General features: G+C 60.5%; 13 protein-coding genes and 1 tRNA gene. 2 read left to right on the top strand and 12 right to left on the bottom strand.

The features are described 5' to 3' along the window. Nucleotides 1-464 precede the first annotated feature (464 nt). Nucleotides 465-1,607, top strand: coding sequence for an alpha/beta hydrolase (locus tag AC07UR_RS05695; RefSeq protein ID WP_209788426.1), 1,143 nt, complete (start codon nt 465-467; stop codon nt 1,605-1,607). 57 nt (nt 1,608-1,664) lie between these two features. Here AC07UR_RS05695 and AC07UR_RS05690 read toward each other — a convergent pair whose 3' ends face one another. Genes AC07UR_RS05690 through AC07UR_RS05660 form a run of 7 tightly spaced genes read right to left on the bottom strand, consistent with a single transcriptional unit; the run spans nt 1,665 to nt 7,212 of the window. Continuing rightward, complete coding sequence (locus AC07UR_RS05690; protein WP_209786999.1) at nt 1,665-4,760, bottom strand: complex I subunit 5 family protein; 3,096 nt, start codon at nt 4,758-4,760, stop codon at nt 1,665-1,667. After that, nucleotides 4,754-5,122, bottom strand: coding sequence for a sodium:proton antiporter (locus AC07UR_RS05685; protein ID WP_209787001.1), 369 nt, complete (start codon nt 5,120-5,122; stop codon nt 4,754-4,756). The genes AC07UR_RS05690 and AC07UR_RS05685 overlap by 7 nt, the downstream gene beginning before the upstream one ends. A 23-nt stretch (nt 5,123-5,145) precedes the next feature. Further along, nucleotides 5,146-5,844, bottom strand: a complete 699-nt coding sequence (gene mbhE / locus AC07UR_RS05680; protein ID WP_173419415.1) for a hydrogen gas-evolving membrane-bound hydrogenase subunit E — start codon at nt 5,842-5,844, stop codon at nt 5,146-5,148. Continuing rightward, nucleotides 5,841-6,185 carry a monovalent cation/H(+) antiporter subunit G gene (gene mnhG, locus AC07UR_RS05675; RefSeq protein ID WP_173419414.1) on the bottom strand — a complete coding sequence of 115 codons (345 nt, stop codon included), beginning with the start codon at nt 6,183-6,185 and terminating at the stop codon, nt 5,841-5,843. The genes mbhE and mnhG overlap by 4 nt, the downstream gene beginning before the upstream one ends. Then, nucleotides 6,178-6,426, bottom strand: coding sequence for a hydrogenase subunit MbhD domain-containing protein (locus AC07UR_RS05670; protein WP_173420980.1), 249 nt, complete (start codon nt 6,424-6,426; stop codon nt 6,178-6,180). Before AC07UR_RS05670 ends, mnhG begins: the two co-directional genes overlap by 8 nt. Nucleotides 6,427-6,428: 2 nt before the next feature. Continuing rightward, complete coding sequence (locus AC07UR_RS05665; protein ID WP_077503993.1) at nt 6,429-6,689, bottom strand: MrpF/PhaF family protein; 261 nt, start codon at nt 6,687-6,689, stop codon at nt 6,429-6,431. Beyond that, nucleotides 6,682-7,212: a Na+/H+ antiporter subunit E gene (locus AC07UR_RS05660; protein WP_209787003.1), complete on the bottom strand. Its 531-nt coding sequence runs from the start codon at nt 7,210-7,212 to the stop codon at nt 6,682-6,684. The genes AC07UR_RS05665 and AC07UR_RS05660 overlap by 8 nt, the downstream gene beginning before the upstream one ends. Nucleotides 7,213-7,820: 608 nt before the next feature. Between AC07UR_RS05660 and AC07UR_RS05655 the strand changes: the two genes are divergently transcribed. Then, nucleotides 7,821-9,545, top strand: coding sequence for a hypothetical protein (locus tag AC07UR_RS05655; RefSeq protein ID WP_209787006.1), 1,725 nt, complete (start codon nt 7,821-7,823; stop codon nt 9,543-9,545). Nucleotides 9,546-9,727: 182 nt separating this feature from the next. Here the strand turns inward: AC07UR_RS05655 and AC07UR_RS05650 are convergent, their stop codons facing one another. The 5 genes from AC07UR_RS05650 to AC07UR_RS05630 form a co-directional block, all read right to left on the bottom strand. Next, nucleotides 9,728-11,563 (bottom strand): SLC13 family permease, encoded by a 1,836-nt coding sequence (locus AC07UR_RS05650; protein ID WP_209787008.1) that lies wholly within the window; start codon nt 11,561-11,563, stop codon nt 9,728-9,730. Nucleotides 11,564-11,767: 204 nt separating this feature from the next. Then, nucleotides 11,768-12,970, bottom strand: a complete 1,203-nt coding sequence (locus AC07UR_RS05645; protein WP_412728306.1) for a M20/M25/M40 family metallo-hydrolase — start codon at nt 12,968-12,970, stop codon at nt 11,768-11,770. A 53-nt stretch (nt 12,971-13,023) separates the two neighbouring features. Continuing rightward, entirely contained in the window at nt 13,024-14,571 is a 1,548-nt protein-coding gene (locus tag AC07UR_RS05640; protein WP_173419409.1) for an AbgT family transporter, read from the bottom strand. Nucleotides 14,572-14,896: 325 nt separating this feature from the next. Next, on the bottom strand, nt 14,897-15,157 hold the full coding sequence (locus tag AC07UR_RS05635) for a YMGG-like glycine zipper-containing protein (RefSeq protein ID WP_173419408.1): 261 nt from the start codon (nt 15,155-15,157) through the stop codon (nt 14,897-14,899). A gap of 673 nt (nt 15,158-15,830) precedes the next feature. Then, nucleotides 15,831-15,920 (bottom strand) — tRNA-Ser (locus tag AC07UR_RS05630). Nucleotides 15,921-15,941: the final 21 nt, after the last annotated feature.

Below are 15,941 nucleotides of genomic sequence, written 5' to 3'. Positions count from 1 at the left end.
TGCGTCTGTCCTGGTGATCAATGCGAAAGGTGGAAGTCGTGAGTAGGAACCCAAGTCATGATGCTCCCTTAAACGCCCGGATCCGCTCGCCCCTCTCCCTGGAGGCCGAAGGCGCAGTGCTCCGTCCAGAACTATAGTGCGCATCAAGAAGCGAAGTGATCAGCATAGAATCCCGCAAACTGGCATGCCGTCCAGATATTCGCAGTCGACTGCGGAGAAGAGTTCGGCTCGCACAGGATTGAAACATTGTATTTTTTTCATCCGAATGACACAAAACACCGGATACGGTGAATGCACATGGAACTCATCTTCCGCACCCGTCGCGGATAGCTTAGAACTACGAACTGCTTCGCCCAATGCGCATGGCCAGCGTGAGAGCGATCCGAACCAATTGTCTGCGAGGCGCCTTGCTGTTCACAGACCTGGAGAGCTTGCCGGTGGAGTTGAGACGAGCCGTGTCCTCAATGCGATTGTCCGTCATCGTAATCATGCTTTTGGCCCTCGCCGGCTGTGGCGGACCACGCGCAGTGCTCGGTCTTCCCGTGGACGCTTCATCCGGTGCCAAGCCCCAGGCAATCGTGCCGATCTTCGTCGCAACCACGCGCGCGCCATCCGGAAATCTGTCGCTGCCCTTTTCCGCGGAGCGGTCGAAGACCTTGAATTTTGCGAAACTCGACATCGGAATTCCACAAAACCATGTCCCCGGAAACGTCGAGAAAAGTGGGCGCGTCCCGGATCCGAAACGGCATTTCTCGGCACGGACGTTCCAGCCGATCGACCAGCGGCAGGAATTCGTCAGACAGTTGAACGCGGCGCTGGCACGCCGCGCGCCAGAGGATCGCGAGATCTTCATCTTCGTCCACGGATACAACAACAACTTCGCCGACAGTGTCTTCCGCAATGCTCAGATCATCTACGACTACAACATCAAGTCGGTCGCGCTCCACTACGCCTGGCCGTCGGGAGCGGCGATCCCTCTTTACGTGTTCGACCGAGACAGCGCCCTGGTCGGCCGGCGTGGACTTGCCGAGACGATCGAGATCGCTGCGCAGACCAATGCGAAGAGGATCGTCCTGGTCGGTCATTCGATGGGTGCCTATGTCGTCACCGAAGCCTTGCGCGATCTGGCCCTCAGAGGCCGCACCAGCACTCTGAAACGCCTGGGCGGCGTGGTCCTCGCCGGGCCGGATATAGATGTCGATGTGTTTCAGAGCCAGCTTGAAGACATCGGCGACATCCCTCGGCCGTTCACGATCGTCGTTTCACGGCGTGATCGCGCGCTTGGAATTTCGCGGCGCTTGGCTGGCGGTCACCCACGTGTCGGTAGCGGCGCCGATATCAAAATGCTGCAGGACAAGGAGATCGCGGTTATCGATGTCTCGGACGTCGACGGCGGCACGCACAGCGTCTTTGCCACGTCGCAGACGCTGATGGATGTCGTCAACAACGATGCCTTGATGCGCAACGTGCTCAGGGAGGAAGGGGCGCCGGCGGGGCAGACCATGCTCGCCGATGGCGCATCCGTCATCGAGGGCGCAGCAAGGCTGGTGATCTTTCTTCCGAGCCGCCTTCTCGGCGGGATGGCCCAAGCCGCCGCCGGGCAGTAGCCGAGCTTTGTGCAATTGGCTCGCTGCGGCTCCACCCTTACGACGAGCCCTTGCCTATCAGCCTGCCGTCAGTCTCAGGGTGCCGAGCAGATACAATGCAATCACGTAGCAGAGCACCTGAAGCGCATAGGTCTGGCCATTGCCGGTGTAGACCCTGCGGACCAATCCAGCCAAACCGACGGTTAGACTGCAGACCCCGTCCCACACGAAGTTGGCAACCGGTGTCACGAGCGGCGCAAAGACGAGCCGATAGAAGCCGTAGAAATGCGCGGTGCTCACCGGAATGGAGCGCCCCCACCCGGCTCTGTAGATCAACAGGAACAGCGCGAGCAGAACGGCAGCAGCCGCCACGCTGAACGCCATGACCGGAATAGGGTTCCAGTAGCCATAGATCGTCTCGAGCGACATGCCCTGCCAAACCAGCGTTGAAGCGAAATAGGGGTCAATGGCCGCGGACACGGGATCCATCAGCAGCTTCGGGAAGAAGGACAGCACGAAAATTGACAAAATCAGCACGAACTGCGGGACGAGCAACGGCCACGGCGCCTCCCGCACCTCCTCAAAAGCCGGTTTCCGCGGGCCAAGGAAGATCGAATAGGCCAGCCGGAACATGTAGAGGAAACCGATAAACGTTGCCAGAACACCCACGATTGCCAGGCCATACCAGCCCCTGTCCATCATCGCGCTCAACAACAACCATTTGCCGCCGAAGCCGGCGAGCGGCGGCAGGCCGGACATCGAGATCAGGGCAATGACAACGGCCGCAAAAGTGAGCGGCATCTTTCCGGCAAGGCCGCCGGTCTGATCGAGCAACCTGGTGCCGGTTGCCAGGATGACGCCGGCGGCGGCGAGAAACAGAATGCCCTTCACCATCAGGTGGTTGGCGACGAGATAGAACGCCGTCACCCAGCCGAGGTGACTCATCAGCGCGATCGCCGTGATGATATAGCCGATCTGGCTCATGCTGGAATAACCGAGCATACGTTTGATGTCGCTCTGCTGAAGCGCCATGACGGCACCCGCAATGGTCGTCAGAAGCCCGATCCAGCCCATCACATGCGCCATCTCCAGCCCGACTTCGGAGCGAATGGCAAGATAGGTGACCATGAACAGGCCGAAGACCGCGACCTTGCTGATGACGGCAGAAAGCATTGCCGACAGATCATCATCGGCCTCGGCATAGGCCCCCGGCAGCCAGACATGAACGCCAACCGCACCGGCCTTGATCAGGAAGCCGATTGCCAGGAGCATGAAGGCCGGAGCCGCATCCGGGCCGGCCGTGGCAAATGCCGCAAGCGCGGTGGTGCCGTTGGCGCTGGCGGCAATGCCAAAGCCGGCGAGCAGGCAGAATGCCGACACCAGCGAGAACAGCAGGAACTGCAACACATAGGGATGGGCATCGCGCCTCTGCGCGATCAGGAAATAGGAGGAAAGCGTAATCAATTCCCAGTGGAAGAAGAACTCCAGGCTGGTGGCGGCGCGCAGCAGACTGGCGATGGACAGCAGCAGGATGGCCATCATCGGATAGAACCCGCCACGAGCATCGGAGCGATAGAGGCTTGCGAAGGCGATGACCAGCCCGCCGGCAAGAAGGAGTACGGCAAACAGCCGGCGCAAACCGTCAATATCACGAACGATCCACACGCCGACAACCAGCACGGCCGCCAACATCAGCACGCACTTGGCCCGCCCTGGAAGCCAATCGAGCATGTAAAGACCCGCACCGACGACAAGCGGCGCGACTAGCAGCAGCGACGCCGCACCGGCCAGGCTCGCCGCAGCATAGCCGCTCGCAAACAGCAAAGCCGCACAGACCAGCACGGGCACCAGCCGACCTGGCGTCGGACTGATCTTCGTTTCGCCCGACAGAGGGCGCGTGGCATGCTTGAACCAGCGGAACATATAGGCTGCCTCGAGCAGCGACCCGACCAGGATGACGGCAATCCAGATGTATCGCTCGCCCGCCGCAGCCTGCATCACCAGTTCCCATTTGGCCCAGAAGCCGGGAAATGGCGGCAAGCCGGCAATCGCGACTACGAACACTGCAAGGATGGAAAGCACGACGGGATTGCCTGCGACATCGGACCAGCCGTCAACCTCGCGCCGCTCGACAATCCCGGCGAGCCAGAAAAGGCCGGCCTTGGCGAAGAGATGGTTGATGAAAAGTCCACCGACGACCAGCGGCAACGCCTGTTCAGCGTCAAGCAGGTGCAGCAACGCAAGTGCGAGCGTGAGAAGGCCCATTTGCGCGATCGAGGAATAACCGAGCATCCGTTGAACGCTGGTCTGCCTCAATCCGACAAGATTGGAGAAGAGGAAGGTTATCCCGCCAGAAAGAGCGAGCATTCCGAGATGGTCTTCAAAGAGCGGCAGCAGCTTGAAAAGCGCGAAGAACACGCCGGCCGATACCCCAACGGAAACAAGCGCCGCAATCCCGCTGTTCGCGGTCTCGTAGACATCGAGCCCCCAACCGTTTGCCGGGAATGGCTTCAGCTCGAGCACAAGGCAGGAAAGAACGAACAGCAGCGCCGTCACCCCGATGGGGCCGGTGATCAATGCCCGGTTCGTAATCATGTCGTCGATGTTGAGGGTACCTGTCACATGGTAGAGCAGACCCGCACCGAGCAGGAAGAAGGACGAGGCGAGCACCGTCGCCATGATGTATTTGAAGCTCGCCGCAAGCGCTGCCGGCGTCCGCTCGAATCCGAGAAGCCCATAGGTGCCGATCGATGCGATCTCCAGAAAGACGAACTGGTTGAACAGATCGCGGGTCATGACCATGCCGTTGATGCCCATGGTCAGGATCAGGTACAGCAGCAGGGCCGGATAGCTCGCGCGCAGACGTCCCCAAAGATGCCAGGCGCCAAGCACTGCAACGACGTTGACGCAGACAGAGAAAAATCCCTCCCACGGACCGAAACGCAAGTTAATCGAGAACGGCGGCACGCTGCCGGCGGTCAGCACCTCGATTGTCGATCCGCCATGATGGACGCTCCACAGACAGACGCCTGATATGACGGTCATCCCTAGGAGGGCAATGATAAACCCGGCCGCCGGCAACGGCTTGGCGATTTTGTACAGGAGGGGAATGAGAAAGCCGCCGCCGAGGCCAAGCAGAAAAATGTTCAGCGGCTGGAACAGGCTGTCTACCATCTCGACTCCGTCAGCGCGTCGATCGACAGCGTTTTTCGGCTAGCGTGAAGCCGGATCGCGAAAGACAGCATGATCGCCGTCACCGAAAAGCCGATGACGATGGCGGTCACGACCAGGGCGGCGGGAATGGGATCGACGGTGCGCGTGGCCGCTTCCTTGATGCCGAGCGCCTCGTCGATGATCGGTGCAGTGCCGCCGGTGATGTAGCCTGTCGCCACCAGAACAATATGCATGCCGGTATCGATCAGCGAAAAGCCGATGATGATGCGCAGGATGTTGCGATGCCTAAGTATGCCCCAAAAGCCGATGAGCACGAGGAGAAATCCTGTCGTGAGAAGTATCTGTGATATCGGCACGCCCATGCTGCCCCCTTGTCGCCCACGGCTCAGTTGCGGAACCGGTCGATGATGACGCTCAATTCCGCGCCGACCTTGATACCGAGAAGCATTGATATCAGCGGGATGGCCCCGGCACTGAACAGTGTCCCGAACTCGCCGCGCGGCAGAATGTGGCTGTCGAGAAAGCCACCGGCCAAGACCATGCCCAGGATGCCGATGGAGACATAGAAAACGCCGGCAAGCGTTTCCGTGATGGTGAGAAAACCATGGTGGAGCGGCCCAGTGGGATAGGCGAGCATCATGAGCATCACGCCGGAGGCAACGACCGCCCCCCCTTGGAAGCCGCCGCCGGCCGAAAGGTGACCGTTCATGATCACGTAGGTACCGAAAAGGAAGATGAGCGGAAGCACCACCTCGGCACCGTTGCGCACCAGTTCGCTCGGCCCCTGCCCTTTGCCGCCGATGGCGGGCAGCAAGAGCGGCTTGTCACCCGGTTCGCTTGCCAGGATGACGCCGACGCTCGCAGCCACCATGAAAAGCACCGCGACCTCACCCAGTGTATCGAAACCCCGAAACGAGATCAGAATGCCGGTCACGACATTGGCGGCACCGAGATCAACCGGAACCTCCGTCAGGTAAAACGTCGCCAGAGCCGACAACGCCTGGCGCTCGCTATAGCCGGTGACCAGCCCGGCAAAGATGACGCCAAACCCCGCGACGACGAGCAGGATGAACACGCGTCTCATGAGGAACCCTTTGCCGCGGAGGCGTCATTCTCGTCCCGCAGGGCGTCAACGACTGTTGTGCGAGCCATCGGGGTGCGAATCGAATGGGCGGCGCGTGATAGCGCATGCGACGACAACGGATTGGTCATCAGAACGAAGTACGCGATGATCAGCAGTTTCAGAGACCATCCGGGGTGGTAGATGCCGAGACCGGCAAGAACCAGGATGTTGCCCAGGGTCGAAGCCTTGGTTCCCGCCTGGATGCGCGTGAAGACATCGGGCATGCGCAACAGGCCGACACCGGCGGAAAACAGGAAGAATGCGCCGACAAGGATCACGATACTGCCGATCAGTTCACTCATCCGTCACGTCCCCGCCGGTTTTGCGGATCGCGTAGAGGAAAATCAAGGTCGCAAGGCCCGAACCGATTGCAGCCTCGGCCATGGCGACATCGGGCGCGGCAAGAAGAACATAGGAGGCGGCAGCAAACAGGCTTGCGAGCCCGGCGCTGACCATCGCAGCCATGAGGTTGTTGAGCATGACCGCAAGAACGCCGCTCACCAGAATGCTGCCACAGACCAAAAGGATCAGCATTTCGAGCATGATCAAGGCCCCTTTTCCAGATAGCGAGCAATAGCGAGGACCGCGAGAAAGCTCAGCAACCCATAGACAAGGGCGACATCGATGTAGACGAAGCGCCCCGAAATATGGGCGTAGAGCGCAATCAGCGAGATCGTCACCACCGACAGCATATCGATGGCAACGACCCGGTCGATCGTGGTGCGCCCGACAACCAGCCGTACGACGCCAAAGACGATGCTGAAGAAAATCAGAACGACGGCGATCTGCAGGATGATCTCAGCCAAAAACCGCTCCCAGGTGCTTCTCGAAGGGTCCGATGATCATTCGGGTCGCCTCATCCGGGTCGGTGGTTTTCACGTCAAGCCAGTGAATGAACAGCGCATCGCCCTCAAGGTTCATGACAAGCGAGCCGGGCGTCAGCGCGATCGAATTGGCCAAAGCCAGGCGGCCTATCGGCGACCTGAGCGGCATCTTGACCTTGACGATGCCGGGGCGAATATCAATTCGCGGTGCGTAGACGTAGCGCAACATTTCGATGTTGGCTTTGACCAGCTCGACGAGGAAGACCCCAGTATAAGCGATGAAATGGAAGACCTTGCGCGGCGTCAGCCCAATCCTCCAGACATCGCCGCGGCGCACGAATATCGCGGCCAAGGCCAGTGATGCCAGCGCGCCGATTACGACGATCGGCGGCTCAACCGAGGAATTGATCACCAGCCAGACAGCGAACAGAAAGCCCCAGAGAACGATCAGGCTCTCCGGAAATCCCACTAGGCGTCGCTGCGTTGTTTCGTGGTCTTCTTGCATCGCGCAGGCTTTCGGCAGGTGATGAAGGATTGGTAGCGCGCACTCAAGGCAGGCAACTCAACTCACACTCCCCCACCGGCTGGCCTCAATCCGAATGCCGTGCATGAGCCGGTCCGGATGGGCATTGATGCATGATTTCGATAGCTTAGCATCGCCTGGGTCGAACTGTGATCGGCACTGAATCCAGAAACTTTGCTTCTGGTCCGATACGCCGCCGCATCGTTGCGCTTTTCGACACCCAAGGTCACCTGCGGCAGCCAACACCTCTTGACCCGCCTTTAAAACGGGGAAATCAATCACTCACAATACCAGCAGCGAACCGGCAACGCGCCGCGCGATCAAATGGTTCGGTCGTCGAAGCCCGCTGCGTCGGAGGGCATGTTCGGGACAATCGCGGTTCGCATCGCTGGTATGGATGCGGTCTGCGTTACGGCAAAACCGCGCCTGGGATCCGAAAGGGATAGGGGCAAGCGTCATGGCGGAGGAAACGATCGCATGAACAGACGCGTCATGACTGCCTGCCGGCCGCAGCGAATGCCACAGGCGGGCTCGTGGCGACCGACCGAGCGGCAAGCCTCCATAGGTTGCGCAACACGGATGCCAGGCTCATGAACGAGAAAGCCCCGGAGAATGGATCTGCCGTTCCCGTCGCCCCGACCGCTGCCAGTTTCCATCCACTTAGCGCCGCCGAAGCCAAGGTCGTTGCCCACCTGCAGCTCGGCGACTTCGACAGGCTGGGCGACGGCTTGCGGCCGGAGCGGGAAGACCCCGAGCGGATCGTGCGCGCGGATCTTCTGCGCCTGCTCATTCTTGGCAAGGACGGCCTGCGTTTGCACGAGAAGGGGCTGCGGCTGAGCGGAGCCTGGATCACCGGCATTCTCGACCTCGAGGGATGCCGAATACCCCGCGATATCGGTCTTAAGGATTGCCACTTCGAAGCATCCCCGGTGCTGCGCTCCGCCATCATCGACAACCTGTTCCTGGATGGCTCGGCCCTGCCCGGATTGCAGGCCGAACGGCTCGAAGCACGCGGCTGCGTCTCCCTGCGCAGCGCGACGATAACCGGCGAAATCCGGATCCCGGGCGCACGCCTCGGCGGCAACATCGAGGCGGACGGCGCGTCGATTTCTGCATCTTCCGGAATCGCGCTCGACGCCGGTGGCCTGGAAACCCGAGGCGGCATTCTCCTGCGCGGCGCGAATGTGCGCGGCGGGATCAACCTTTCGGCGGCTCGCCTCGACGGCGACGTCAACGCAATGGGGGCTCGCATCGAGCGCCCCGGCGAAATTGCCTTGAACGGCGATGCAATCGTGGCAGGGGGCGACCTTGCCTTGCGGGGCGCGACCATCATCGGCGAAGTTCGCGTGCTGGGCGCCCGCTTCGGTGGAGACGTCGATTGCACTTCGACGTCGCTCTCCCAGCCCGGCGGCTATGCACTGAGCCTCAACCGCACCACGATCGCAGGCGCGTTCTTCCTGCGGCAGAACGCGTCTGTTGTCGGTACGCTCGACTTGACGGCCACGACGATGGGAGCGATCGACGACGAACAGGCAAGCTGGCCACAGCGCGGCGATCTGTTGCTGAACCGTTGCCAATACGGCGCCTTCATCGGCGGCCCTGTCGATGCGGCAAGTCGGCTCGACTGGCTGTCACGGCAAACCCCGGATCGATGGAAGGCGGATTTCTGGCCGCAGCCTTACGAGCAGCTTTCGATGGTGCTGCGAGAGATGGGCCACGACGAGGAAGCCCGCGCCGTTCTGATCACCAAGGAACGCCTGCAACGCCGCGCGCGCCGGGCACGCACGCGAAATCCGGTGTTGCGCGCCATGCTGGCCACCATAGACGCCATACTGGCGGGAACGCTCAGCTATGGGCGCCAGCCGCTGCTGGCGTTGGTTTGGCTTACGCTTTTCTGGGCGATAGGCGCAGGCGTGTTTGCTTTCGCCTACCAGAATGGCGCGATGAAACCGAACAGTCCAGTTATCCTGCGATCGCTTGAATGGACCTTGTGCGATATCGAGCGGAGCGAAAGCCGCTATATGCCGTCAAGTGCACAAGTCCTGGCCGGACGTGCCGACGCCGGAGAGAACCAGCTTTCCTGTTTTCGCAATCAGCCGGAAGCTGCCAGCTACCCGGAATTCAATTCGATCATGTATTCGCTGGATGTTCTCCTGCCGGTGCTGTCGATCGGACAAAAGGAGTTCTGGCGAGCGAACTCGTTGAAGCCGACAGGCACATTCACCTTGAGATACTACTTTTTCCAGTCGGTCATAGGCTGGGCCTTGAGCCTTCTGGCCGTGGCCGGGTTCTCAGGGCTGGTCAAATCGAAATAGGCTGATCGCGAGCAAGCGCATCGATGCAGCCCGCTTCAGGCCGACGCCGCTCGTCTTTCTGGATGCGCAAAGGTCGCGGCAGCGCTTTGAATTGCTGCGTGTTTGTCCCTGAAACAGCTACGGCAACTCAAACCGGCTGCAGCGAGCGGCAGATCAGTCAGCTGACGTGGCGCCCCCGAAGATCAGAAGCGCCAGATCAACGGTACGATGAACACGGAGACGACGAAAAACCAGATCAGCAGAGGCAATCCGAGCTTCCAATAATCGGTGAAGGCATAACCACCCGGCCCCATCACCATCAGGTTGGTCGGTGTTGCAATGGGAGTGAGAAACGCCCCTGCCGCCGCCACAGCGGTGCTCATAAGCACCGGACGCGGGGAAATACCCATGGCCGTCGCTGCCGCCACGCCGATCGGAATAACGATCAGTGCGGTTGCGGTGTTGCTGATCAGTTGTCCCATGATCGCCGTCAGGACGAACAAACCGGCGAGCAGTGCGATCGGGCCGGCATCCCCAACGAGGTTGACCAAATGCTCTGCCATCAGCTTTGCCGCGCCTGTTTGCACCATGGCAGTGGACAGCGGCATCATCGCACCCACGAGGATCACAGTCGTCCAGCCGACAGCGCGATAGGATTGCTCGACGCTCATGATCCCCGACAAGATGATCGCACCGGCAGCGAGCAGGCCGGCCACTGCGGGCGGCACAAGGCCCGTGGCGAGAAGCAGAACCATGGCGAACAGAATGATGACCGCCTGGCGTGCGCCCGGTCCCATTGGAACAGCTTGACGGCGGACGAGCTCCGGCGAATTGACCACCAGCACGTCCGGATCATCCAGGTGAACGTCAAGCGCCTTCCAGGTTCCCTGCAGAAGCATCGTGTCGCCGGCCTGCAGCACGATACCACCCGCATCCCTGGTTGCGCTTCCGGCTGCGATTTGCGCCCCGGCGCGCTGCACCGCCAGAACGATCAAGTCGCCGCTGTCGGTAACCATGCCCGGAAAGACGGTTTCGCCAATGAGCCCGGAGCGTGGCGGGATGACGACTTCAGCTAGGCCTGAACTGCGATTGAAAAGCGTTTCCTCGCCTTGCCCCCCCGCCTTCTCGTCACGAAAGGCGAGATGCATCTCGGCGGCGAATACGGCGGCGCTTTCAGCCTCGCCGCGCACAAGCAGATGATCCCCCTCGACCAGCTGCTGCCGCCTGATAGGACCGGCCGTTTCACCCTCCTGAATGGCAACGAGCTGCAGCCCTGGATAGGCAGAAAGATCAACTGCGGACGATGATGCACCCACGAAGGGCGAGCTTGCGCGCACACGCATCTGATAGATTCCACTCGCCAGGCCATATTGCTCGACGAGCGTCTTTGCATGCTGACTGAAGTCGGCAGGCATGGTGGCACCGTTGCGCTCGGGCAGAAGCTGCTTCCCGAACAGCACGATAATCGCCATCGTCCCGGCCAGAAGCGGAACACCCACAAGGGCGAACTCGAAGAAGCTGAAACCACGCCCCTCCGCATCGATGGCTGCTTCCGACACCAGCACGTTTACCGGCGTTCCCGTCAGCGCGAGCATGGAGCCGGCGTGCGCCGCAAAGACGAGCGGCATGAGCAGCTGCGAGGAATTCCGCCGAAGGCGGACAGCGATGACGACCACCACAGGCAGAAGCGCCGCAACGGCACCGTTGACGCTGATAAGCGCGGTGAGAAGCGAGACGAGCACCATGGTCAGGAGCAGGAGGCGCGTGCGGCTTTCTTCGCCCGCGCCGCGGATCAGCAGTTGCCCGGCCCAGGCCGTCACACCGGTGACCTCGAGTCCCGAGCTGACGACGAAGAGCGATGCGATAAAGATGACGGCCGGATCACCAAATCCGCCAAGCGCCTGACCAAGTGTGAGAACACCGGTCGCCCACAGCGCCAATGCGGTCAGCATCGCCACGAACACAACCGGCAGCTTGTTCCAGACGAACAGAACGACGGCAACGGCGATGATGGTGGCGGTGTATGCTATCGGGCTCAATCGCTCCGCTCCTCATTTGGCCCCTTCGGGCCGTCCAAACCACACAGCCGCGCTGTCCACGCAACGTCGACATACACACTACGTCCGGTGAGTTCGCCTCGAGCAGTCAACGGCCTCCGGACCTGACGTGGCCTTGATGACTGTCAGGTCAGGGATCGACCGCAGAGGCGCCCTCTTCCACCGGCGAACAGCCCAGCGAAACCACTAGTCATCCAAGGTCGCCATAAGGATGCCCAGGCGGCAGCCTTTCTCGTACTCCTTGAGATTGACGTACTCCTTGATGGTATGAATCTCGGCCTGGCCGGCACCGATGGTGATGGTCGGCACGCCGTGCTTGTCGAGCCAATTGGCGTCCAGGCCGCCATTGGAAAAGACGTAAACCGGCTCGATGCCGAGGATCCCTAGCGCCTTGGTCGCGCGCTTGACGATCGGCGTGTCCTTGCCCAGTTCGAACGGCGGATAAGACGGCTTGTGGCTGAATTTCACCTCGGCCGTATCGCCCTTGTCGTCCGTCACCTCGCTCTGCGCCTTCGAGAAGGCTTCCTTGTAGCCGTTGGCGATTTTCGTGGCGAATGCGGCTTCAGGGCTGCGCGCCTCACCCTTGAGGAAAGCGTAATCGGTTACGACGTTGGTGGCGTCGCCGGCAGGCTTGTCGTTCTTGCCGCCGAAGATGCCGATATTGCTCGTGCCTCGGCCGTCCGGCTTGACCACCTTGCCGAACCAACCGCTGCGCTTCGCCTCGGCGAGCGCCATTGCTCCGACCAGCGTCGCCGAGATACCCTTCTCCGGCGCAACGCCCGCATGCGACGCCCTGCCCGTGATCTCGACTTCCCAATTCTCCTGCCCGACCGCACCTACGATCAGATCCGAAGCCGATTGGCCATCGACGTTGATGCACATGACCGCGCCATTGAGGTCAGCGGGGTTGAGTTCCCTTGCACCATGGAGCCCGCTCTCTTCACGCACAGTGAACAGCAGGGTGATCGGTGGATGCGGCAGCTTTTGCTTGATCAATGTCTCCGCAACAACCACAAGAAGGGCAACGCCGGTGCGGGCATCGCCGCCGAGCGCGGTGGTCCCGTCAGACACAATGCGATCACCCTCGCGCCTTGGCTTAGCGCCGGCACAAAGCGGTACCGTGTCGAGATGCGTGGAAAAGAGCAGCCGTGGTCCGGGCCGCGTTCCCGGAATATCCACGATCAGATTGCCCGTTTCGGTCGGCAACGGAATGCGCTTGTTGACGTCATCGAAGCGAATGGCTGAGTCCGGCACCCCGATTTTCTTCAGGGCGTCACACACAGCCAGACCGATGTTCTTTTCCTGTCCGGTAACGCCCTCTACCGAGAGGAATCGCATCAGATGTTCTTCCGCTGCGGCGACGTCGAGAGGAATTGAGATGTTGCTCATGATATCCATCCGATTGTTTGCATGGTGTTTCGATCAGAGTTGCCAATGGACCCTCACAGGCCCCACGGCAGGCCAAGTGCCTTCCAGACCGCAAAGAGGCCCGTCCAAAGCACGAACATCAGCACGACATAGGGGAGCATCATCGAGACGATTGTGCCCACGCCGGCAGACTTGTCATACTTCTGGGCGAAACCGACAACGAGCGCGAAATAGGCGTTGAGCGGGGTGATGGCGTTCATCGGAGAATCGCCGACACGATAGGCCGCCAGAACCGCTTCCGGCTCTACGCCGAGCTTCATCAACAGCGGCACAAAGACAGGCGCGAAGATTGCCCATTTTGCAATCGCCCCTGTCAGCAGCAGGTCGATGATCGCGACGACGACGATGAAGCCGATCAGGAGCGGCAGCGGCCCGATATTGGCAGCCTGCAGGGCACCCGATAGGCTCAAGGCCATGACCGTGCCAATGTTGGTATAGGTGAAATAGGCAACGAACTGGCTGAGAACGAAGAACAAGAAGATCGTTCCACCCATGTTCTTGATCGACTTCTCGATCGCCGCAATCACCTCCGCCAAGGTTCGCATCGTTCCGGCACCGATGCCGTAAGTCCATCCCGTCACCAGAAAGATCAGCATGATCAGGGCAATCAGGCCGTTCATGAACGGTGAATTGCCAATGAGCTCGCCGGTGGTGGGATTGCGCAGCGGCGCGCCGCTCGGGATGGTCAGAAGGAGGAACACTGCAAGGAGGGCGATGAGCCCGTAAAGAGCAAAGCGCAGACCGCGCGATTCCTGCTCGGAGAGCGTCGCTCCCTGATTTTGAACACCGCCTTCGGCGGCCTCAGGATTATACTCTCCCAGCCGCGGCGCGATGATGCGATCGGTAATGAAAGCGATCACGACCGTCAGGAACACCACCGAGGCGATTGAGAACCAAAGATTGGATGCCAGGCCGATCGACCGGTTGGGATCGACAAGATGAGCCGCATCGTTGGTGAATTCGACGAGGACGGCATCGAGAGGCTTGATCAGCATGTTGACCGTGAAGGCACCGGCCACGGCTGCGAAGCCGAGCGCGAGGCCCGCAAGCGGATGTCGTCCGACAGCCAGATAGGCAACACCGGCAAGCGGGATCAGCACCAGATAACCAGCGTCAGCCGCGATGCTTGCCAGGATGCCGACGAAGGCCAGAATATAGGTCAGCGCCCAGCGCGGTGAGACTATGACAAGCTTGCGGATCAGCGCGGTGACCAGACCGGATTCCTCGGCGACGCCCGCGCCGATCATGGCAGCAATCATCAGCCCGACGGCGGTGAAGCTCATGAAGTTGGGAATGAGCGACGAGTAGAGAAAGCGGATGCCCTCCACATTCAGCAAGCTGCGGATTGCCGTCGATGCCTGTTCGATCTCGTGCGTATCCGGGTTGATGCGCTCGTAGGTGACCGCCGCTCCAAAAGCGCCGAGCACAGCCGAAAGGACGATGACAATGCCGATGAGAATGAGGAAGATGACCACAGGGTGGGGAACCATGTTGCCCACCTTCTCGACAGCGTCGAGAAATCTCTGCATCGTGGTCTTGGATGCGGCATTGGCAGTGGCCATATCGTGCCTCCGTTGAGCCAAAGGGCGCGTCCCGGGAGGACGCTGGAATCTCGCATTTCGGGTCGCGTGCTTTCTTGGCGGTGGTTGGACACCGGTTTGGCATGCACCCAGCCCGACAGCCGAGGCCGCCGGCCTGATGTCTTATCCGGAAAGCCCGACTAGGCTCCCCGGCCTGAAGGCCAACATTCCGCACCAATCACTTTTCAGGGAAGCCGACCACAGGAGCCGCGCAGGAAGAATCCGCGTCACAGAACCGGTTTGAACGATCCTCGAAGTGTACTCCGCAGCCGCCGAGCACGATTGATCGTTATCGCGACACGCCGGTTCAACGTGGGCAGGGCGCAACATATACACGGCCGGTATTACGATCCTGGAACCGGCATTGGCCCGGTTGGCCAGCCACATTTCCGATGATCGCCCCTGACACGCCGCCGATCGCAGCGCCAACGGCCGCACCACGGACGTCGTTTCTCACAGCGCCACCAACGACTGCACCGGTTGCTGCGCCGATGCCGGCACCCTGTTGAGTCGATGAACAGCCAGCAAGCGCCAAACCTGCCAAAATGCACAGCAGCAACTTCTTCATCACACTCCCCTATGTAACGCCCACAAATCTGAAGGTCGCGGCAGAAGCCATACACGCCATCACTAAAGCATTATGTCGCTCAACATCGCCTGTGATCGGCATAGAATCCCAAAACTACGCTCTAAGTTCAAATCTCTTGGCAGAACCACAGAGCTAACGGACTGCAGATACTGAAGGAATTAGCGCGTAATACCAAACCTCATTGATATTGGCTGACGGGATACCCAAAAGCCGACGAATCTCGATCGAGGGTGCAAACAGGAGGTTTGCGATGGGTTCAGCGGTTTCGTTCCGGGCGGACTTTGAAGGGGAGAGGCTGCGCCTTTCGGCCCGACAGACAACGGATGCGAGCCAAGCTCGTCGGCTCATGGCGCTTGCCTCGATCCATGACGGCGGCGGGCGCTCAGATGCCGCCCGATTGGGCAGTGTGATCCTGCAGATCGTGCGTGACTGGGGGGCGCTTCAATGTACGCGATCTCGACGGGCTGCCCCGAAAGGGCGGACATCTGGCCGACAGCCTTTATCGTCTTCTCGAATCCTAGCCGAATGTGTCCCAAGACATGTCTGGGTTACTCGACTGAGTCACAGCAACAACAGACCCCTTCATTAGGGACTGCTTCAAATCTTTGAAAAATCGGATGAAATTGGGATCGCCTGTGGCCCAAAAGAATAATGGCGGAGAAGAAGGGATTCGAACCCTCGATACCCTTCCGGGTATACTCCCTTAGCAGGGGAGCGCCTTCGACCACTCGGCCACCTCTCCGTTAGCGCCTGACTAGTGTCA

Source organism: Ensifer sp. GW821-FHT05G01 (assembly GCF_059419585.1).
Note: the sequence above shows the minus strand (reverse complement) of the source record. Positions and strands in the feature narration are given on the sequence as shown.